Annotated in this window: 20 protein-coding genes and 1 tRNA gene; 11 read left to right on the forward strand and 10 right to left on the reverse strand. The window is 63.1% G+C overall.

The genetic code is table 11. From position 1 onward, the window contains the following. Positions 1–88 precede the first annotated feature (88 nt). From rlmH to AB7783_RS22740, 5 genes are all read right to left on the reverse strand, one after another. On the reverse strand, positions 89–571 hold the full coding sequence (gene rlmH, locus AB7783_RS22720) for a 23S rRNA (pseudouridine(1915)-N(3))-methyltransferase RlmH (protein ID WP_089263230.1): 483 nt from the start codon (positions 569–571) through the stop codon (positions 89–91). Positions 572–617: 46 nt separating this feature from the next. Then, positions 618–983 (reverse strand): ribosome silencing factor, encoded by a 366-nt coding sequence (gene rsfS / locus AB7783_RS22725; RefSeq protein WP_244558251.1) that lies wholly within the window; start codon positions 981–983, stop codon positions 618–620. A gap of 360 nt (positions 984–1,343) precedes the next feature. Further along, positions 1,344–1,973, reverse strand: a complete 630-nt coding sequence (locus AB7783_RS22730; RefSeq protein ID WP_256461223.1) for a nicotinate-nucleotide adenylyltransferase — start codon at positions 1,971–1,973, stop codon at positions 1,344–1,346. A 30-nt stretch (positions 1,974–2,003) separates the two neighbouring features. Next, on the reverse strand, positions 2,004–3,296 hold the full coding sequence (locus AB7783_RS22735) for a glutamate-5-semialdehyde dehydrogenase (RefSeq protein ID WP_441278857.1): 1,293 nt from the start codon (positions 3,294–3,296) through the stop codon (positions 2,004–2,006). A 77-nt stretch (positions 3,297–3,373) separates the two neighbouring features. Beyond that, positions 3,374–4,348 (reverse strand): LysR family transcriptional regulator, encoded by a 975-nt coding sequence (locus AB7783_RS22740; RefSeq protein ID WP_175369300.1) that lies wholly within the window; start codon positions 4,346–4,348, stop codon positions 3,374–3,376. 82 nt (positions 4,349–4,430) lie between these two features. On the opposite strand from AB7783_RS22740, the gene AB7783_RS22745 reads away from it, so the two are divergent. The 6 genes from AB7783_RS22745 to AB7783_RS22770 are packed head-to-tail and all read left to right on the forward strand — an operon-like array spanning position 4,431 to position 9,003. Continuing rightward, positions 4,431–5,444 (forward strand): ABC transporter substrate-binding protein, encoded by a 1,014-nt coding sequence (locus tag AB7783_RS22745; RefSeq protein ID WP_231078678.1) that lies wholly within the window; start codon positions 4,431–4,433, stop codon positions 5,442–5,444. Further along, positions 5,444–6,172: a pyrimidine utilization protein B gene (rutB, locus tag AB7783_RS22750; RefSeq protein ID WP_089263220.1), complete on the forward strand. Its 729-nt coding sequence runs from the start codon at positions 5,444–5,446 to the stop codon at positions 6,170–6,172. Before AB7783_RS22745 ends, rutB begins: the two co-directional genes overlap by 1 nt. A gap of 7 nt (positions 6,173–6,179) precedes the next feature. Further along, positions 6,180–6,566 carry a pyrimidine utilization protein C gene (gene rutC, locus AB7783_RS22755; RefSeq protein ID WP_093757765.1) on the forward strand — a complete coding sequence of 129 codons (387 nt, stop codon included), beginning with the start codon at positions 6,180–6,182 and terminating at the stop codon, positions 6,564–6,566. A gap of 1 nt (position 6,567) precedes the next feature. Then, complete coding sequence (locus AB7783_RS22760; RefSeq protein WP_439060194.1) at positions 6,568–7,359, forward strand: ABC transporter permease; 792 nt, start codon at positions 6,568–6,570, stop codon at positions 7,357–7,359. Positions 7,360–7,390: 31 nt separating this feature from the next. Further along, positions 7,391–8,191: a pyrimidine utilization protein D gene (rutD, locus tag AB7783_RS22765; RefSeq protein ID WP_093757766.1), complete on the forward strand. Its 801-nt coding sequence runs from the start codon at positions 7,391–7,393 to the stop codon at positions 8,189–8,191. Beyond that, the gene (locus AB7783_RS22770; RefSeq protein ID WP_439060196.1) at positions 8,188–9,003 is read left to right on the forward strand and encodes an ABC transporter ATP-binding protein; all 816 of its coding nucleotides are present in this window, start codon (positions 8,188–8,190) and stop codon (positions 9,001–9,003) included. Before rutD ends, AB7783_RS22770 begins: the two co-directional genes overlap by 4 nt. A gap of 56 nt (positions 9,004–9,059) precedes the next feature. On the opposite strand, the gene AB7783_RS22775 is transcribed toward AB7783_RS22770, so the two are convergent. From AB7783_RS22775 to AB7783_RS22790, 4 genes are all read right to left on the reverse strand, one after another. Then, positions 9,060–9,135, reverse strand: a tRNA-Thr gene (locus AB7783_RS22775). 154 nt (positions 9,136–9,289) lie between these two features. Then, positions 9,290–11,005 (reverse strand): heme biosynthesis protein HemY, encoded by a 1,716-nt coding sequence (locus tag AB7783_RS22780; protein WP_441278858.1) that lies wholly within the window; start codon positions 11,003–11,005, stop codon positions 9,290–9,292. A gap of 7 nt (positions 11,006–11,012) precedes the next feature. Beyond that, complete coding sequence (locus AB7783_RS22785; RefSeq protein ID WP_441278859.1) at positions 11,013–12,176, reverse strand: COG4223 family protein; 1,164 nt, start codon at positions 12,174–12,176, stop codon at positions 11,013–11,015. Positions 12,177–12,232: 56 nt separating this feature from the next. Continuing rightward, on the reverse strand, positions 12,233–12,979 hold the full coding sequence (locus AB7783_RS22790) for a uroporphyrinogen-III synthase (protein WP_441278860.1): 747 nt from the start codon (positions 12,977–12,979) through the stop codon (positions 12,233–12,235). Between the two features lie 146 nt (positions 12,980–13,125). On the opposite strand from AB7783_RS22790, the gene tsaD reads away from it, so the two are divergent. Genes tsaD through AB7783_RS22815 form a run of 5 tightly spaced genes read left to right on the forward strand, consistent with a single transcriptional unit; the run spans position 13,126 to position 16,841 of the window. Further along, entirely contained in the window at positions 13,126–14,199 is a 1,074-nt protein-coding gene (tsaD, locus tag AB7783_RS22795; protein ID WP_441279751.1) for a tRNA (adenosine(37)-N6)-threonylcarbamoyltransferase complex transferase subunit TsaD, read from the forward strand. Between the two features lie 10 nt (positions 14,200–14,209). After that, positions 14,210–15,190 carry an NAD(P)H-dependent glycerol-3-phosphate dehydrogenase gene (locus AB7783_RS22800; protein ID WP_441278861.1) on the forward strand — a complete coding sequence of 327 codons (981 nt, stop codon included), beginning with the start codon at positions 14,210–14,212 and terminating at the stop codon, positions 15,188–15,190. Further along, on the forward strand, positions 15,187–15,738 hold the full coding sequence (locus AB7783_RS22805; protein WP_439074172.1) for a L,D-transpeptidase family protein: 552 nt from the start codon (positions 15,187–15,189) through the stop codon (positions 15,736–15,738). The genes AB7783_RS22800 and AB7783_RS22805 overlap by 4 nt, the downstream gene beginning before the upstream one ends. Before the next feature lie 12 nt (positions 15,739–15,750). Continuing rightward, on the forward strand, positions 15,751–16,167 hold the full coding sequence (locus tag AB7783_RS22810; RefSeq protein WP_441278862.1) for an EVE domain-containing protein: 417 nt from the start codon (positions 15,751–15,753) through the stop codon (positions 16,165–16,167). After that, the gene (locus tag AB7783_RS22815) at positions 16,134–16,841 is read left to right on the forward strand and encodes a class I SAM-dependent methyltransferase (protein WP_441278863.1); all 708 of its coding nucleotides are present in this window, start codon (positions 16,134–16,136) and stop codon (positions 16,839–16,841) included. Before AB7783_RS22810 ends, AB7783_RS22815 begins: the two co-directional genes overlap by 34 nt. Here AB7783_RS22815 and AB7783_RS22820 read toward each other — a convergent pair whose 3' ends face one another. Then, on the reverse strand, positions 16,842–17,948 hold the full coding sequence (locus AB7783_RS22820; RefSeq protein ID WP_089263196.1) for a DNA topoisomerase IB: 1,107 nt from the start codon (positions 17,946–17,948) through the stop codon (positions 16,842–16,844). It abuts the gene before it with no gap. Positions 17,949–18,066 lie beyond the last annotated feature (118 nt).

Genomic DNA, 18,066 nt, shown 5'->3' on the forward strand with positions numbered 1-18,066 from the left:
GCGTCGTGTGCAGATGGAATGGACCGCGGTGACAGCATCGTGGTTTCGACAGCGCCTTCTTTCAAACGCGTTAAGCTAACACAGCGGGCTAAACGCGGTGATACGGGTGGCCAGCTAAAATTGTAGCGGCCCGGTAAATCTGTTCCAGAAGCATGACGCGAACCATTTGATGCGGCCAGGTCGCCGAGCCGAATGCAATGCTCAGTTTGGCTTTGCGCCGCAATTCGGGCGAAAGTCCGTCCGCCCCGCCGATGACAAAAACATTATGTGGCACCGATTCGTCCCGCCACTTCCCGATATGGCGAGCAAAACTGGCGCTGTCGACGCTGCTGCCACGCTCGTCGAGCGCTACTAATACAGCCTTTTCCGGAATCAGCGCCGAAATCGCCGCTGCTTCCTCATTGATCCGGGTCGCCGCATCGCGTGCGCGGCTTTCCGAAATTTCATGAATCGCAAGGCCGCGAAAACCGAGCTTGCGGCCAATATCGTCGAAGCGATCACGGTACCGTTCCGCGAGCTCGCGTTCCGGACCCTGCTTGAGCTTGCCGATGGAGATCACAAGAAGATGCATCAGCACAGACTAGCACGCGTCGCGCCGTTGCCGAATGGCCGCTGGCTCAAACAGCCTTCAGGTCGATCCGCGGTTCATCCGACGGACTCTGCGTCCACAGACGTTCCAGATTGTAGAATTCGCGAACTTCAGGCCGGAAGACATGCAGGATGACTTCGCCGGTATCGATCAGCACCCAATCGCAATTGGACAGGCCTTCGACATGCAGCTTCTTCTGACCGGCTTCCTTGAGACCTTTGGCGACATTTTCGGCCACCGCGCCGACATGGCGGTTCGACCGGCCGGTGGTCACAACCATGTAATCGGAGAAAGCCGACTTGCCGCGCAGGTCGATGGTCACCGTTTCCTCGGCCTTCATGTCGTCAAGGCGGGCGAGAACGAGATTGAGCGTTTCGGTCGCGCTATCGCGCACTACCGCAGCAGATTTCTTTGCCTTGGGCGAAGCAACCTTCTTCGGAATGACAGCCTTCGGTGCAGCTTTTGCAGCAGCGGGTGTCTTGGCTGCAGCCTTCGGCTTTGCGGTTTTGGTTGCGGCAGCCTTTTTAGGCGCGGCAGCCTTCTTTACCGAAGCGGACTTCTTGGGTGGGGCAACCTTTGACGGGGCTTTCTTGGCGCCCGTCTTGGACAATACAGAAGTGGCCAGAGGACCATTCCTTTCACTGTATTGGGACGCCGAATCCGACGCCCGGTGAGATCAAGTATGCATGTGGGAATGCCGGATTCAATATTCCAGCGCCCGCCCTATAGCACTTATCGGGTGAGTGTTGTGGAATTACGTCTTCCAGCTGCCATCCGGGTTCCGCAGCCGGGTGGAGGACAGATTCAGCTTCAAACCGGTCAAAAATACCCATGCGGGGGGCTTCAGGTCGGCCAATGACCCAGCGTCCTGCTCCGGTATCCGGTAACGGCCGAGGGCCTGGGCGGCGGTCGATGCCAGTCCCTGGAAGCTCTGCGGCGGCCGGTCGATGACCGCAAAGGGAACCTCTCCGGCAATCACCTGCCAGCTCTCCCAGCGATGAAACTGGGCGAGATTGTCGGCACCCATGATCCAGACAAATCGTGCTTGCGAACATCGACGTCGGAGGTAGCTGATGGTGTCGACGGTATAGCGCGTACCGATGACACTCTCGAGACAGGTGATATCGATGCGCGGATGATCGGCCATCGCCTTCGCAGCCGCCGCGCGCTCGGCGAGATCGTGCAGATTGCGTTGATCCTTCAGCGGATTGCCCGGCGACACCAGCCACCAGACGCGATCCAGCTGCAGCCGTTTCATCGCGAACAGGCTGATAGCCCGATGCGCGGCATGCGGCGGATTGAACGATCCGCCCAGCAGACCGATCCGCATCCCGGGACTATGTGGCGGTATGCCCTGCGCCGGCGGGACTGAATGCAAATCCAATTCAGTCTCCACGCGCCGAAACGCACATCATCACGGCCGGGTCTGTCCGGTGCCGTGAATGCGATATTTGAAACTGGTGAGCTGCTCGGCACCGACCGGGCCGCGCGCATGGAATTTGCCGGTGGCGATTCCGATTTCTGCACCGAAGCCGAATTCACCGCCATCGGCAAACTGCGTCGAGGCGTTATGCAGTACAATCGCCGAATCCACCTCGTTGAGAAACTTCGTGGCCACCGCGACGTCCTCGGTCACGATGGCATCGGTGTGATGCGAACCGTGATCGCGAATATGCGCGAGCGCATCATCGACACCATCGACGACCCTGGCCGAAATGATCGCGTCTTCGTATTCGGTGTCCCAGTCCTCGTCCGTTGCAGGCTTGACGCGCGCATCGGCCTGCTGCACGGCGGCGTCACCGCGCACCTCGCAGCCGGCATCAATCAGCATCTCCACCAGCGGCTTCAGATGCGTGCCCACGACTGCGCGGTCAATCAGCAACGTTTCCGTCGCGCCGCAGACACCGGGCCGGCGCATCTTCGCATTCAGCACGATCGACTTCGCCATATCGAGCTTCGCGGCATGATCGACATAGGTGTGATTGACGCCTTCGAGATGCGCAAATACCGGCACACGCGCTTCGGCCTCGACACGCGCAACCAAGCTCTTGCCGCCCCGCGGCACGATCACATCGACGCCACCATTGAGTCCGGTCAGTAGCAACCCCACCGCCGCACGATCGCGGGTTGGCACCAGCGTAATCGCAGCCTCAGGCAGACCGGCCTCGCGCAGGCCCTGCACCAGACATTCGTGAATCGCGCGGCAGGAGCGGAAACTGTCCGAACCGCCGCGCAGGATCACGGCATTTCCGGACTTCAGACACAGTACGCCGGCATCCGCCGCAACATTCGGACGGCTTTCGAAAATCACCGCAACGACGCCGAGCGGTACGCGCACGCGCTCGATGGTCATGCCATTCGGCCGCTGCCAGCTTTCGGTGACGGCGCCGACGGGATCGGCGATGTCATGGATCACACGGATGCCATCGGCCATCGCATGCACGCGGGCTTCGGTCAGGGTCAGCCGATCGATAAAGGCCGATGTGGCGCCATTGGCGCGCACCTCGGCGACATCCTCGGCATTGGCCGCCAGAATCGCAGGCACACCGGCACGGATAGCGCGCTCCATGGCCGCAAGCGCCCGGTTCTTCTGTTCCGTTGGGGCCACCGCCAACGCACGCGCAGCCGCACGGGCGCTCCGGGCGAGGTCGTTCATCAGGACAGGCAGATCAGCCGATCCGTCGATGGCTTTCAGCGAGGCGGTCATGGCGGGCTCAAATGGGCGGAATGGGAATTCACGACCCCAAAATAGGGATTCACGGGAGCAAGGTCAAAGCGTGTTCGCTACCATCCTGCCGCTGTGCGCTCGCGGATCGATTGCGCCACGAGCTGGATGCCGCGGTAAAGCGCGCGACCGGCCGGCGACAGGTCACGCCCGACGCGACGGATCAGATACAGATCGCGCTCGATGACCGGATCAAGCAGCCTGCGGAAGGTCAGCACGGGGTGGTCCGTCGCCGGCAACGCCAGACCTGGCAATGGCGCCACGCCGACGCCGGCCTCGACCATGGCGAGCAGGGTCGCCGGGTGTTCGGCCTCATGCAGCGGGTTGCTACGCCCCAGTTCCTGCAGGCCGCGTTCCATTTCCAGCCGGATCCCGGTGCCGGTCGCCATTGCGATCATGCCTGCAGCGACGCCGTCCATCCAGTTCACGGTGCTTTGTGACGCCAGCTGATGATCCCGCCGCATTACCAGCGCAAAACGATCCGTCAGCAGCTTCGTCGCGTCAAGATCCGCATCCTCACCCGGCACATTGGCGATGCCGAGCTCGGCGTCGCCGCTGCGCAGCCCGGCAATGATCTGATGCCGTGACACTTCCTTGAGCGTCACGCTCACCATGGGATATTCGCGCTGGAAGTTCGCCAACACCACCGGCATCAGACGCAACGCCACCGACGGCACGCAGGCCACCGTAACATGGCCGCGGCGATGCTCGCGCAGATCGCGTAAATCCTGAATTTGGTGATCGAGATCCGCCAGCAGGCGTTGGATCCCCGGCAGGAATTCGGCACCGACCTTGCTGAGTTGAACGCTGCGCGTCGTCCGGTCCAGCAGCCGGACCTGCAGCTCGTCCTCGAGCTGGCGAACGGCCTGGCTGAGGGCGGACTGGGAGACGCCAAGTTTCCGCGCAGCCCGGCTGAAGCTGCCGGCCTGAACCACCTCGGCGAAGGCACGGAGTTGCCGGAGGTCAATATTCATAAGCATTACAGATAAATATATCTGTTTTTCCCGACTTGTTAATGAAATTAACGGGTGCAAGAATTTTATGCGAAAACCAGCTGCGGCTAAAAACTATGCAGCACACCATCTGACATCGGCAATGGCGGCGAGGGACAGAGGCATGATCGACAGGCGCAACCTACTCAAATATTCGCTCATTGGCGCCGCAGCGGCCCCGTTTGCTGGCCTGGGAGGCCCGGCCTTTGCCGCCGGCCGCAAGGTGCTGGTGTCGGAAGCCATCCGGCTCGGCATGTATGCCTCGCTCTATGTCGCAACCGACAAAGGCTTGTTCACCAAGCACGGCCTCGACACCGACCTGTCGACCGCGGGCGGCATCGCCCTGCCGGTGCCGATCCTGCTGTCCGGCCGCGGCCAGATCGGCGTCACCAGCCCTGGCATGTCGGTCAACGCCACGCGTGAAGGCGGCAAGCTCAAGAATATCGCCAAGATCGTCGGCGGCGTATCGATGTGGGGAATGACCCGCCCGGACACCAAGATCACCACCATCGATGATCTCCGCGGCAAGACCATCGCGACGCTGAAATTTCCGTCCTCGACGATCCAGGTCCCGACTTACGCGATGAAGACGGTTGGCAAGTTCGACCCCAAGGAAGCGGGCGTCACCTTCCTGGAATTGCCACCGGGCGCCCAGGCCGCAGCCGTCAAGGATGGCCGTGCCGACATCGCCACCGCATTCGAATGGGACATCAGCATCGGCGCCGAACAGTTTGGCCTCGTACCGTCGCTATCATTCGCCGATCTGCTTGGTCCGCTGTGTTTCACGACGGCCATGGCCACCGAAGACGTGATCGCCTCCAACCCGGAGGCGGTGCAAGGCTTCTGTAACGCCATCGCCGAGGCGCAGAAGATGATGCACGAGAACAATGCTGTCTTCACCGAGGTCGCAGAGAAGTACTTTCCGAAAGTCTCGCCGTCGGTGGTCGGAAATGCGACGAAGAACTTCTTTGGCAGCAAGACGGCTATCCCGAAAAACCCCACCATCTCCGCCGAGGAATGGGATCGCGCGATGTTGCTGGAACAAGGCGGCGGCGCAGTCTCAACGACGCTTCCCTATGCACAAATGGTCGACAATCGCTTCGCCGAGAAAGCGACCAAAGAATTCGGATTGGCGTGATGTCGGTCTCAACCAGCTTTCCGCCTGAACGGCGCTACGTCACCTTGCCCGCACGCCCCGAGCCGTTGCGGCTCGCGGTCGAGGAGACCGCAGTCATCGTGGTCGACATGCAGAACGCCTACGCGTCGCCGAACGGCTATCTGGATCTCGCGGGCTTCGACGTGACCGGCGCCAAGGCAGCGATCGTGGCCGTCAAGGAGACGCTGGAGGTCGCGCGCGAGGCCGGCGTCACTGTGATCTATTTCCAGAACGGCTGGGACGCCGACTATGTCGAGGCCGGCGGTCCGGGCTCCCCGAACTGGCACAAATCGAACGCACTCAAGACCATGCGCGCGCGCCCGGAATTGCAAGGCAGCCTGCTCGCCAAGGGTGGCTGGGACTACGCGCTCGTCGATGAACTCCAGCCGCAGCCCGGCGACATCGTGGTACCGAAGCCGCGCTACAGCGGCTTCTTCAACAGCCAGTTCGACAGCATCCTGCGCGCGCGCGGCATCCGCAATCTCGTCTTCTGCGGAGTTGCCACCAATGTTTGCGTGGAATCGACTCTGCGCGACGGCTTCCATCTCGAATATTTCGGCGTGATGCTCGAAGACGCGACGCATCAGGCCGGCCCCGACTACGTCCAGAAGGCGGCTGTCTTCAACATCGAAACCTTCTTCGGCTGGGTTTCCAGCACAGCCGATTTCCGCCGCGCATTCGCGCAGACTGAAACCTCCACGAAAGCCTGAGGATCCCATGACAGATCGCGCGATTATTCCGCCCGGCACTCATCCGCCGCTCGCACCTTACTCGCCCGGCATGATGGCCGACGGCGTGATCTATGTGTCCGGCACGCTGGCCTTCGACAAGAACAACGACGTCGTTCATGTCGGCGATGCGGCGGCGCAGACCCGGCACATCCTTGAGACGATCAAGAGCGTGCTGACTGCCGCAGGCGCCACGATGGCCGATGTCACCTTCAACTCCATCTTCGTAACCGATTGGGCCAATTACGGCGCCGTCAATAAGGTCTATGCCGAATACTTCCCCGGCGAGAAGCCGGCTCGCTACTGCATCCAGTGCGGACTGGTGAAACCGGATTGCCTCGTCGAGATCGCGTCGATCGCACACAAGCGAGCTTGATGTGACGACCATCGAAGCCACCCAAGCCAATGTCGCGCGGCGGCTGATACCGCCGGTCCTGCGGATCGCGCTGCTGCAAGTGGCACTGCTAGCTCTGTTACTTGCTGCCTGGGAAATTGCGATCAGCTTCAAATGGATCGCGGTCTATCTCTACGGACGGCCAAGCGGCATCTTCGCCAAGGCCTCTATTCTGATCGCCAACGGAGAACTCCTGCGCGATGCTGCGCTGACTGCCTGGGAAGCCATCGCCGGATTCCTGATCGGCACTATTGCCGGCAGCGCCGTCGGGCTGCTGCTCTGGCTGTTTCCCACCAGCGCGGCGGTGCTGCGCCCCTATCTCATCGCGCTCAACGGCTTGCCGAAGATCGCACTCGCACCCTTGATTATCGTGTGGTTCGGAATCGGCATCTCGTCGAAGATCGCCATCGCCGCCATCATTACCTTCATCGTCGCGGTGATCACCGCGCAACAGGGCGCCAAGGAAGTCGATAGCGACCTGATCAAGTTGATGCGCTCGCTCGGTGCCAGCCGATGGAAGACCTGGCGTACTGTCGTCATTCCGGGCGCCATGCCGTGGATCGTGTCCGCCTTCCGTCTCAATGTCGGCTTCGCGCTGATCGGCGCAGTCGTCGGCGAATACATCGCCTCGAAAGAGGGCCTCGGCTACATGATCTATTATGCCGGCGTGCTCTACGATTTGAACGCCGTGTGGGTCGGCATCGCCGCGCTCATGGCCGTGGCGCTACTGATGTACGGCGCGATCGACATTCTCGAACGCCGCCTGCGCTTCTGACTTTCCATCGCTCGAACCCGCAAGACAACCCATGCCCTATGCAAGCGGCGGTGACGCCGACATCTATTACGAAACTCATGGACACGGAACGGCGATCCTCATGTCGGCCGGCATGGGCGGCAGCGGATCGTTCTGGGCGCCGCAGGTCGCAGCACTCGCGCAGCGCCACCAGGTCATCCTCTACGACCACGTCGGCACCGGCCGCAGCGCTGATAACACCGCGCCGCCACGATCAATCTCGGGCATGGCCGACGACATCGCGCATGTGCTCGACCATGCCGGTGTCAGCAATGCACATGTGGTGGGCCATGCCATCGGCGGCATCGTCGGAATTGAACTTGCCCTGCGCGACCCCGCGCGCTTGCGCAGCCTGGTGGTGGTGAACGGCTGGGGTCGCGCCGATCCGTTCCTGCGGCGCTGTTTCGAAGTGCGCAAACAGATCCTGAATCAGTCCGGCCCGAAAGCCTATGTGCGTGCGCAGCCACTGTTTCTCTATCCGCCGCGATGGATTTCCGACAATGCCGCGCAGCTCGACGCGGAAGAAGAGCGCATCCTCGCGCACTTCCCGACAGCGGCGACGATGAATGCGCGGATCGACATGTTTCTCGCCTTCGACCCCGGCGACGCTCTCGCGACCATTGCAACGCCGACACTGCTGGCCTCATCGCGGGACGACAGCCTAGTGCCGGCCTATCTCTCGCAACAACTGGCTGCCGCCATTCCCGGCGCGCGCGTTCACGAAGTGGAATGGGGCGCCCATGCCTTCACCGCCGTGACCCCCGATGTTTTCAATAACATGCTACTCGGCTTCTGCAGTGAGGTGGACGCATGAACGCCATGACACCAATCGCCACGTCGTCGTCGTCCACATCCGCTGTGCTCAAGGCCGAACAGGTCGGCGCATCCTTCGGAAGCGGCAAGCAGTATGTTGAAGCCATCCGCGACGTCAGCTTTGAACTGCGACAAGGCGAAACCTTGGCCATCGTCGGCCCGTCCGGCTGTGGCAAGTCCACATTGTTCAATGTCATCGCCGGTTTGCTGAAACCGACCCGCGGCCATGTGGAGGTCGCAGGCATCCGCGTCGACGATGCTGCAGGACATGTCGGCTACATGCTTCAGAAGGATCTGTTGCTGCCGTGGCGTTCCGTCATCGACAATGTGATGCTCGGCTTGGAGGTACGCGGCGTGCCGCGGCAGACGTCGCGCGACATCGCCATGAAATTGATCCGCGCCTACGGCCTAGCCGGTTTCGAGAACGCCAAGCCCGCAACCTTGTCAGGCGGCATGCGCCAGCGCGTGGCCATCATGCGCACGCTGGCATTCGATCCGCAGGTGATCCTGCTGGATGAGCCGTTCTCGGCGCTGGATTTCCAGACCCGGCTGCTGCTGCAGGCCGACGTATCACGCATCATCGCCGAAAACGGCAAGAGCGCCATTCTGGTCACCCATGACATCGGCGAAGCCATCGCCATGGCCGACCGCGTTCTGGTGCTCAGCGCACGCCCGGCGACCGTGCGGGCGCTGCATGTCATCGATCTGCCCAAAGCAGGCCGCGATCCCGTAGCGCTGCGCACCGACGCTGCCTTCCAGGCCTATTTCGCCAAGATCTGGGCCGACCTGGAAATGCCTGCCACCGCCGCGTAAGGCACCAAAGCTGCGACTGACTGTTGCGACTGAAACGGATCGCGCCGGAGCGCAATTGGTGCCGCAAACAGGACTCGAACCTGTGACCCCGTCATTACGAATGACGTGCTCTACCAACTGAGCTATTGCGGCGAACCAAGCGGCGATTCGGCTTTTCGGCCGAAAACGCTGGGGCATCTGATATCGCCCGGGGCGTTGCTTTGCAAGAAGCGGCGGCGAATCTGGCGACCGAAAAGCGCGACCAACCACCCACTGAAACCGGCCATTTGGGCCTGAATCGGGGCTGTTATCCGCCCCAGCGCCGTAGAAACCCGCGCCAACCGCCCTGTTGCTGGCCTGCATTCAGCTCGGCGAATTCATCGCGATAATCGTCCGCCTCGTCCACGCCCGGATCGTCCGGGGGCCTGACGATGGGAATGACGGCCGGAATAGCCACCGCGGGCTTCGCGGCGCTGGCGATATCGCTGCGGTCGCGGAACAGCGGTGGCGGCGCGGGGGCCGGTTTCGGGAGCGGCGGCGGCGCTTCGGCGGGCTCGGGCGCGGCATCGGCCACCGGCTCGGGCTGTGCTGGTACTTCAGGTTCCACCGCGAGGTCCTGAGCCGGCGCGGAGGGTGTGACTTCGACCGGCACGGGCACCACGGGTTTTGGCATCGCGGGCGGCGGAGCCAGCACGGTTTCGCGCAAAATCTCGGTCTCGATCGTCGAGGCCCTGTCCGACGGCAGTGCGGCCAGCGGCGTCTGCCACTGGAACGCATCAATTCGGCCGGTAACCGGCGACACCGGCCGCCAGCGATCCGACACATAGCCGTCCGCCGTCCAGACCGGATCATGCAACGCGCGCACGGCACGCAATGTCCAGGCGCGGGCGCGGCCGCTGTCGCCATGTTCGGTACGTTCGATTTCCGCCATCAGCATCGCAACGCGCTGGGTGGAGTCGGTCGTGAACGGCGCCAGTGTTTCGCGGGCGCGCGTGAATTCGGCGGCATCGATGGCCGCACGGGCGATCGCCAGCGCGCCTTCGACATGGCCTGGCGCTTTGGACGCCAGCGTCTCGACACGCACCAGCCGCTGCCGCGCGGAATCGCCGAGCTTCACATGAGCATAGGCGTCGGCGAGATCCGGATGCGGCTGCGCCAGCCACGCTGTCTCGATGATCTTCATTGCCCGACGGGTCTGATGCGCCTCGCTCTGAAATCGGCTGGCGAGAACGGCGGCCGGCACCAAAGTTGGCGCAAGCTTGATCGCCTCGGTCACGCTGTCGCGGGACAGATCGCGATCTTGTGTCTCAAGCTCCAGCGCACGCGCGGTGAGCAGCACGCCGCGCTGCCGACGAAACGCCGCGCGATCGATCAGGCCAGAGGCAAAATTGTTGTCGAGGATTTTCAGCGCGCCGGTCCAATCGCTCTGCGCGCAGCGGAAGCCAAGAACGGCTTGCGACGCCCATGTCGATGCCGGCGATAATTTAAGCGCTTCTTCGGCAATCGTTACGGCGGCAACGGGATCGTCGCTGCGCTGCGCTTCGATGAACAGACCGCGCAGACCCAGCAGCCGCGTATCGCCACGCTCAGCCATCGCCTGAAACGCACGATGCGCACCGGCGCGATCGCCATCGAGCTGGGCGGACTGGGCATGCAGCAACAGAGCGAGCGGATCGTCAGTCGTCAAACGTTTGGCGATATCGGCATGACGCCGCGCGGCGTGGCCATCGCCCTGCCCGATCGCCAGCAGACCATGCGTGATGGCCTGACGTCCGCGCGCCTGACGCTTTTCATGGCGACGACGGCGCATTCGCTTCGGCGCGCCCCACAAACCACGCAGGAGCGACCAGGCGAACACCACCGCGACGATTGTCAGGCCGAGCACCAGCACAAACACCGGCACCGACGGCGAAGCGCGCCAGACGCCCCAGGATATAACGACATCGCCGGGCTGATCGGCGACCCAGGCGGCGCCAGCGGCCGCAAGTGCTATCAACACAAGAAACAGAATGATGCGGAACATCGGATTCCTATGGCGCTGGTTTGGAAAGCGCCGCCATCGCGTCGGCTGCGAATTGACGTGAAGCCGCCAGCGCTGCATCGCGCATATCGACTCTATCGAGCCAGGGCTGAACCACGGCACGATCCGCTGGCGACAGCGTCAGCAATTCACGCCTGGCCGTGGCGATATCGTTGCTGCGCGCAGCCGCGGACGCGCGTGACACGGCGCCGCTGTTGCTACCTGCGCCGACAGCATCGGTGCGCTCGATGCGCACCAGCTTGGCCGCGCCGGCCTGCAGACGATCCATGAAACCTGCGCCTACCGCAGGCGTGTCCGCCGGAGCGGGTGTGAGCTTCGGTAACACTGCAAGCAGTTCACGGCTGAGCGCGACTGCGTTTGGTACGCCCGTCGTTGCAAACGCATCGAGCGGCTTCAGCTGATTGGCATTGCCGGCAAGCGGTTTGACCACCGCAAGCGCCGCCGCAAAGGGTTCACCTTGACGCACCGACGTATCGAGCAGTGATGCCGCAACGACACGGCGCAAGACCGTGTCATCGAAAGGTTTGGTATTCTGTTGGGCGGCCGAAGACTTCAACTCGCCGGCTGCACGTTCGATCTGCCCGAGCCGCTCATTGATCGGCCCGAGATCGACCACACCGGTCGCGGTGCGCGGCGCGGATTTGAGTTGATTGATGTCGGCGACGACACGATCCGATTGTGTCTTCGCGGCAGTGAGATCGCCGCGCAATCCCGCGATGGATTTCTCGAGCGTATCGATCCGCGTTGCCAGCCCCGTATCCGGCGCAGCGACCGGGCGCGCTTCGATCTGCGCAATGCGAGAGGTCAGCGCATCGACATCTGCCTTATCGCTCGATGCAATGCCGCTCAGGCCGAACCATGCAATTCCGGCGACAAGCGCACCGGCAACCGCGCCAACAGCGGCGGGAACCAGGACAGGTGCACGCGCAGGCGAGACGGGCGCCTGCTTTTCAACCGCAGCCTCCGCGGCGGGCTCGGACGGCGGCATGTCCGACGGTGCGGTATCGACGGACTCCGATGCTGTTTCCGGTACCGCAGGCTCCGCTGCAGCCGGACGCTCGGTAACCTCGGCAGCCGTCAATTCGATGGTTGGCGGCGGCCGTTTGGGCCGATCGGCATCCGGAGACGATCCCGTCTCATTATCGTCGGCCATGGCGTCGGTTCCCTCGTGACATGCCCGATCCCTACCGGGATTTGGTCACAGCAGTCTTAACGCGATAATGGCGCGATGGCACGGTCCAGCGCCGCGAACAGGGCATTTTCGTCCGGGGTCTGCGCCACCACGACCTGGCTGGCTCCGGCATCATGCGCAATCGTGCCGACCGCAGCTGAAAGGCAATAGTGTGGAACTGCGAGGGCAGCGATCTCGACGCCCGATAAGCCCACCGCCTGGAAGAATGCCCGCGCGCTCCGCCGCGAATAATGCAGCACGGCCTCGATTCTGCCGGCCACGAAGGCCGCAGCAACATCATCCGGCAGATCGGCTACCGGCATCATCCGGTAGGTGGTTTGTGTCACCACCGTGAAACCGCGCGCGCCGAGTTCGCCAGCGAGATCCCGCGCAAGATCGGCGCCGGCCAGATAAAGGAGCGGGCGGGTGTTGTTCAGCAGCTTGCTCTTGCTGCTCTCCGTCAACAGGTTCCGCAGCGCCGCAGCATCACCTTCGGCGGACATGACCTGGGCAAAGCCGAGATTGCGCGCGGCCTCTGCGGTCCGGTCACCGACCGCGAACAGCGGCAGGTGAAGCAGGGTTGCTTGCACCGGCTGATCGGCGAGTGCGCGTAGCGCATTCGCCGACGTCACGATCACCGCGCCGAAATCCGCATCCGAATCGATGGACAGCATCACCTTTTCGAAGCGCAGCATCGGCGCCGCCAGCACCTCGAAGCCCCGCGCGCGCAAGGCGGCGGCGGTGCTGGTAGTGTCCGGCTGCGGGCGAGTGACGAGAATAGCCATATCTGAGGTCCGGTTTCGGGGGGTCTCGCATGCCACGCAGGGCATCGAGTGATTGCACCTTGCGACCCCGCAATGCTACGCCGGGGATAGGAAAAGCCCGGATTTGGCTGATTTAGCAAGGACCGATAGTGACCACCGACCAACCGATGCTGGTGCTGGGAATCGAGACGACCTGCGATGAGACCGCGGCCGCCGTCATAGAACGCCAGCCCGACGGCAGCGGCAAGATCCTGTCCAATATCGTCCATTCGCAGATCAGCGACCATGCGCCCTATGGCGGCGTGGTGCCCGAGATCGCCGCGCGCGCCCATATCGACTTGCTCGACGGCATCGTCGGTCGCGCCATGAAGGACGCCGACGTCAATTTCGCGCAACTGAGCGGTGTGGCCGCAGCCGCCGGACCCGGCCTGATCGGCGGCGTCATTGTTGGTCTCACCACCGCAAAAGCCATAGCCATGGTGCATGACACCCCGCTGGTGGCCGTGAATCATCTCGAAGCCCATGCGCTGACGCCGCGGCTGACCACTTCCTTGGCGTTTCCGTATTGCCTGTTTCTCGTGTCCGGCGGTCATACCCAGATCGTCGCGGTGCTCGGCGTCGGCCACTATGTCCGGCTCGGCACCACCGTCGATGACGCCATGGGCGAAGCCTTCGACAAGGTCGCCAAGATGCTCGGACTGCCCTATCCCGGCGGTCCGCAAGTGGAGCGGGCCGCTGCCGGTGGCGATCCCAAGCGCTTTGCCTTTCCGCGGCCGATGCTTGGCCGGCCCGATGCGAATTTTTCGCTGTCAGGTCTCAAGACCGCCGTGCGCAACGAGGCCAGTCGGCTGATCCCGCTGGAAGAACAGGACATCGCCGATCTCTGCGCCAGCTTCCAGGCGGCCGCGCTGGAATCGACGGCAGATCGATTGAGCGTCGGCCTCAGACTGTTCGAAGCGCAATTCGGCCCGCCGCATGCGCTGGTCGCAGCCGGCGGTGTCGCCTCCAACCAGGCGATCCGCGGCGCGCTGCAGGCCGTCGCCGCAAAAGCGCAGACCACGCTGATCATCCCGCCGCCGGCACTGTGCACCGACAACGGCGCGATGATCGCCTGGGCCGGCGCGGAACGTCTTGCGTTAGGACTCACCGACACGATGGAAGCACCGCCCCGCGCGCGCTGGCTGCTCGATGCTGACGCCAAGGCGCCGGCAGGCCATTCCAAATCCCGCGCGGCTTACTGACGGGAACATCATGGCCGACTTCAACTCTGTGGCGGTGATCGGCGCTGGTGCTTACGGCACGGCGCTGGCCGATGTCGCGGCGCGCGCCGGCCGCGAAACCGTGCTTTATGCACGCTCGACTGCAGCCGCCGAACTGATGCAGTCGTCGCGCGCCAATCCGCGACTGCCCGGCGCTGCCATCGATGACTCTGTCTTCGTCACCGCCGATCTTTCGCTGGCAGCGCGCGCCGATATCATTCTGCTCGCCGTCCCGTCGCAGCAGTTGCGCGAGGCATTGACGGCGCTTGCGCCGCAATTGCCGGCAGGCGTTCCGGTGGTCGCCTGCGCGAAGGGCATCGAGCGCGGCAGCCACAAATTCATGACGGAAGTCATCACCGACGTCGCACCGCATGTGATCCCCGCCATTCTGTCGGGACCGAATTTCGCTGACGATGTTGCCGCCGGCCTACCGACAGCAGTGACGCTGGCCTGCGCCGACGAGGATATCGCTGTCGCACTCGTGCAGGCCCTGGGTTCGGCGACGTTCCGTCCCTATCACTCCACCGATGTGCGCGGCGTCGAGATCGGCGGCGCGGCGAAGAACGTACTGGCGATTGCCGCAGGCATCGTCGCCGGCAAGGAACTGGGCGCCTCGGCCCTCGCGGCACTCACCACGCGCGGCTTCAGCGAATTACTGCGACTAGGCATCGCATGCGGCGCGCGCACCGAGACGCTGTCGGGCCTGTCAGGATTGGGCGACCTGATCCTGAGCTGTTCGAGCGCGCAGTCGCGCAATTTTTCACTCGGCGTGGCACTCGGCCGCGGCGAGCAGCCGGCGCGCGGCAAACTTGCCGAAGGTGAGTTCACGGCGCCGGTGCTGATCGAACTTGCGACGTCGAAGGGCGTCGATATGCCGGTGGCAAGAGCCGTGGCGGCAATTCTGGCTGGCCAGGCAACCATCGATCAGGCAATCGATGGCCTGCTCACACGGCCATTCAAGGCAGAAGGATGAGTCTGTCGGTTCGGAACTATGTGCTGGCCGCTGCGATGCTCCTGCTGTCAGCGGGTGCATTTTTCGTCGGTTGGGACTTCCTGCAGCTCAATCGCCGACTTCCCGAACTGGTCGCGGCAGAAGAGCGAGCCGATCTCATCACCGTCGACAAGAGTGCCCGTACGCTGACGCTATCGCGCGGCGGCACCGTGCTCGCGACCTATCCGGTGTCGCTGGGCTCCACGCCGGCCGGCCACAAGACGCGTGAAGGGGACGGGCGCACGCCCCAAGGACGCTACGTCATCGATTCCAAGAACGGCCGCAGCCGCTTTCACCTCGCGCTCCATGTCTCCTATCCGAATACTGAAGACAGCGAGAGCGCGCGACAGCAAGGCGTGGCGCCGGGCGGCGACATTATGATCCACGGCCTGCGCAACGGCATGAGCTGGCTCGGCAAGCTCCATCTACTCCGCGACTGGACGGATGGTTGCGTCGCCGTGACAAATCGCGAAATTGAGGACATCTGGGCACGGGTCGCACCGGGGACGCCCATCGATATCAGACTATAAAGGATAGCAGGCATGGCCTATTGGCTGATCAAATCGGAGCCCGACGCCTGGTCGTGGGACAAGCAGAAAAAGGCCGGTGCCAAGGGCACCGAATGGACCGGCATCCGTAACCACACCGCCAAGCTGAACATGATGAAGATGAAGAAGGGCGACCGCGCCTTCTTCTATCATTCGAATATCGGCAAGGAGATCGTGGGTATCGCAGAGATCATCAGGGAGCATCATCCCGATCCCACCGCCGAGCCGGGAACGCCCTGGGTCTGCGTCGACGTCAAGGCCGTGCAAGACCTGCCAAAGCCGGTGTCGCTAGCGGCAATCAAGGCTGAGCGGAAGCTTGCTGACGTCGCGATCCTGAAGCAGTCCCGCCTGTCGGTGCCGCCGATCACTGCCGAGGAATGGAAGCTGCTCTGCAAAATGGGCGGATTGTGAGCGCCGACGGCGCGGCCAATCTTGCAATCACTGATCCCGTAGCTTTCATCCGCGCCAATACGCGCCTGCGACCGGTGCCACTGGTGCCGAACATTGTGCTGCACACAGCCGACGAGGCCGTACCGCTGTGGAGCAAGACTGAGGAAGAACTCGGCGAAGCCGGACTGCCGCCACCGTTCTGGGCCTTCGCCTGGGCCGGCGGACAGGCACTGGCGCGCTTTGTTATCGATCATCCCGGGCATGTTGCTGAAAAGACCATCATCGATTTCGCAACAGGATCGGGGCTGGTGGCTATCGCCGCGATGAAAGCCGGGGCAAGCAGCGTCTTCGCCTATGACATCGACGCCTTTGCGCGCACGGCCATCGCACTGAACGCGGCTGAAAATGGCGTTACGATCAATGCTCGCGGTGACGATCTGCTCGGCGGCTCATCTTTCCCGCCCGCACAAACGATTCTGGCAGGCGATATTTTCTATGAACGCGACACCGCCGAGCGCGCCTTTGCATTTCTTTCAGCGCAGGCGGTGCGCGGCGCGACGGTCCTGATCGGCGATCCCGGTCGCAGCTATCTGCCGAAGGACAAATTGCGCAAGCTCGCGGAATACAGAGTGCCCGTGACGCGCGATCTTGAAGATGCAGAGATCAAGAACACGGCGGTGTGGACGCTGGCCTAACTACCCCGCCTCAGCCACCACCTGCGCCAGAAGCTGCTCGCGCTTCGATTGCGAGCGATAGCCCGTTTGCGTCGCGGCGATGCGCGCGAGGACGCCGTCCTCGAAGGCGGTGACGATGGTATCGTGCACATAGCTCTTGCGGCAGATCGCCGCCGTGTTCTGCAATTCGTCCGCCGCCGACCGCACGGCTTCGAGCACCTGCTTCCTGCGTCCGCGCTCACTGGCTGCCGGCTCTATCCGTGACAGGGTTTCAGCCACCGTCGCCGACGCCATCAGAGTGCGGAAATCCTTCAGTGAAATCTTGATGCCGGCGATATCGCGCAGGAAGGCGTTCACTGCTGCCGTGTTGACCTTGTGAATGCGGCCAGCATTGTCGCGATACTGGAACAGGCGTTTGCCCGGCACGTCGTGCAGGATACCAATCGCGCGGACGAGCTTCGACGCATTGGACTCCTTGCGCACTGCCTTGCCGCCCTTGGCCTTGAAGGTGAGCACGATGCAATCGTCTTCGAGCTGCACGTTCGACTTCATCAGCGTGGTGGCGCCGCGCGTGCCTGACAGTTTCATATAGCTCTCATTGCCGGCACGGATCGCGGTGCGCGTGACGAGTTCGATGACAGCGGCGAGCGCGAACTCACGCGTCGGCTCGTCGCCAGCCAGAAGCGCCGAGACGTTGCGGCGGATCTTCGGCAGTGCCGCCACCAGCTTCGCCAGCCGATGCGCCTTGCGTTGCTCGCGGACCTTCTCCCAATCCGAGTGATAGCGGTATTGCAGGCGACCGGCCGCGTCGCGACCTACGGCCTGCAAATGCGACGTAGGATCAGCGGCATAGCGGACCTCGGCATAGGCCGGGGGCACTGCCATGGAGTTCAGCCGCTTGATCGTCCCAATATGCTTGATCGGGGTGCCGTTGGCCCTGACGAAGGAGTAAGATTTTCCGCGCTTGAGCCGGCGGATCGTCAGCTCAGACTGATCTCCAAGCTTCAGGCCCATTTCACGGGCCAAAACCTCCACACTCGCGGGGCTTGGCTTGGCCATACGGGCTGGCCGCGCGACGGAACGGGCGGAAACGGCCCGGGAAGGCGCGAAATTCTGCTGTTCCATCATAGTGTTATCTGCCTCGTCGGCCCTGTGTCTCTGCTAATGCCGTTTATTGATTTTTGGTTCCGGGCCGCTTGGCCGTCCCTGCGAGGGCGATTTAGGGGCTTCCCACAACTATTGCGAG

Origin of the sequence: Tardiphaga sp. 172_B4_N1_3, assembly GCF_052076035.1 — a bacterium.
Taxonomy (GTDB): Bacteria; Pseudomonadota; Alphaproteobacteria; order Rhizobiales; family Xanthobacteraceae; genus Tardiphaga; species Tardiphaga robiniae.

Excerpts from the sequence above, each read along its gene's own strand:
- AB7783_RS22735 (WP_441278857.1), bottom strand. The coding sequence starts at position 3,296 with ATGACCGCCTCGCTGAAAGCCATCGACGGATCGGCTGATCTGCCTGTC.
- AB7783_RS22770 (WP_439060196.1), top strand. The coding sequence starts at position 8,188 with ATGAACGCCATGACACCAATCGCCACGTCGTCGTCGTCCACATCCGCT.
- AB7783_RS22780 (WP_441278858.1), bottom strand. The coding sequence starts at position 11,005 with ATGTTCCGCATCATTCTGTTTCTTGTGTTGATAGCACTTGCGGCCGCT.
- AB7783_RS22745 (WP_231078678.1), top strand. The coding sequence starts at position 4,431 with ATGATCGACAGGCGCAACCTACTCAAATATTCGCTCATTGGCGCCGCA.
- AB7783_RS22805 (WP_439074172.1), top strand. The coding sequence starts at position 15,187 with ATGAGTCTGTCGGTTCGGAACTATGTGCTGGCCGCTGCGATGCTCCTG.
- AB7783_RS22815 (WP_441278863.1), top strand. The coding sequence starts at position 16,134 with ATGGAAGCTGCTCTGCAAAATGGGCGGATTGTGAGCGCCGACGGCGCG.
- rutB (WP_089263220.1), top strand. The coding sequence starts at position 5,444 with ATGTCGGTCTCAACCAGCTTTCCGCCTGAACGGCGCTACGTCACCTTG.
- tsaD (WP_441279751.1), top strand. The coding sequence starts at position 13,126 with ATGCTGGTGCTGGGAATCGAGACGACCTGCGATGAGACCGCGGCCGCC.
- AB7783_RS22820 (WP_089263196.1), bottom strand. The coding sequence starts at position 17,948 with ATGATGGAACAGCAGAATTTCGCGCCTTCCCGGGCCGTTTCCGCCCGT.
- rutC (WP_093757765.1), top strand. The coding sequence starts at position 6,180 with ATGACAGATCGCGCGATTATTCCGCCCGGCACTCATCCGCCGCTCGCA.
- rutD (WP_093757766.1), top strand. The coding sequence starts at position 7,391 with ATGCCCTATGCAAGCGGCGGTGACGCCGACATCTATTACGAAACTCAT.
- AB7783_RS22800 (WP_441278861.1), top strand. The coding sequence starts at position 14,210 with ATGGCCGACTTCAACTCTGTGGCGGTGATCGGCGCTGGTGCTTACGGC.
- AB7783_RS22790 (WP_441278860.1), bottom strand. The coding sequence starts at position 12,979 with ATGGCTATTCTCGTCACTCGCCCGCAGCCGGACACTACCAGCACCGCC.
- AB7783_RS22810 (WP_441278862.1), top strand. The coding sequence starts at position 15,751 with ATGGCCTATTGGCTGATCAAATCGGAGCCCGACGCCTGGTCGTGGGAC.
- rlmH (WP_089263230.1), bottom strand. The coding sequence starts at position 571 with ATGCATCTTCTTGTGATCTCCATCGGCAAGCTCAAGCAGGGTCCGGAA.
- AB7783_RS22785 (WP_441278859.1), bottom strand. The coding sequence starts at position 12,176 with ATGGCCGACGATAATGAGACGGGATCGTCTCCGGATGCCGATCGGCCC.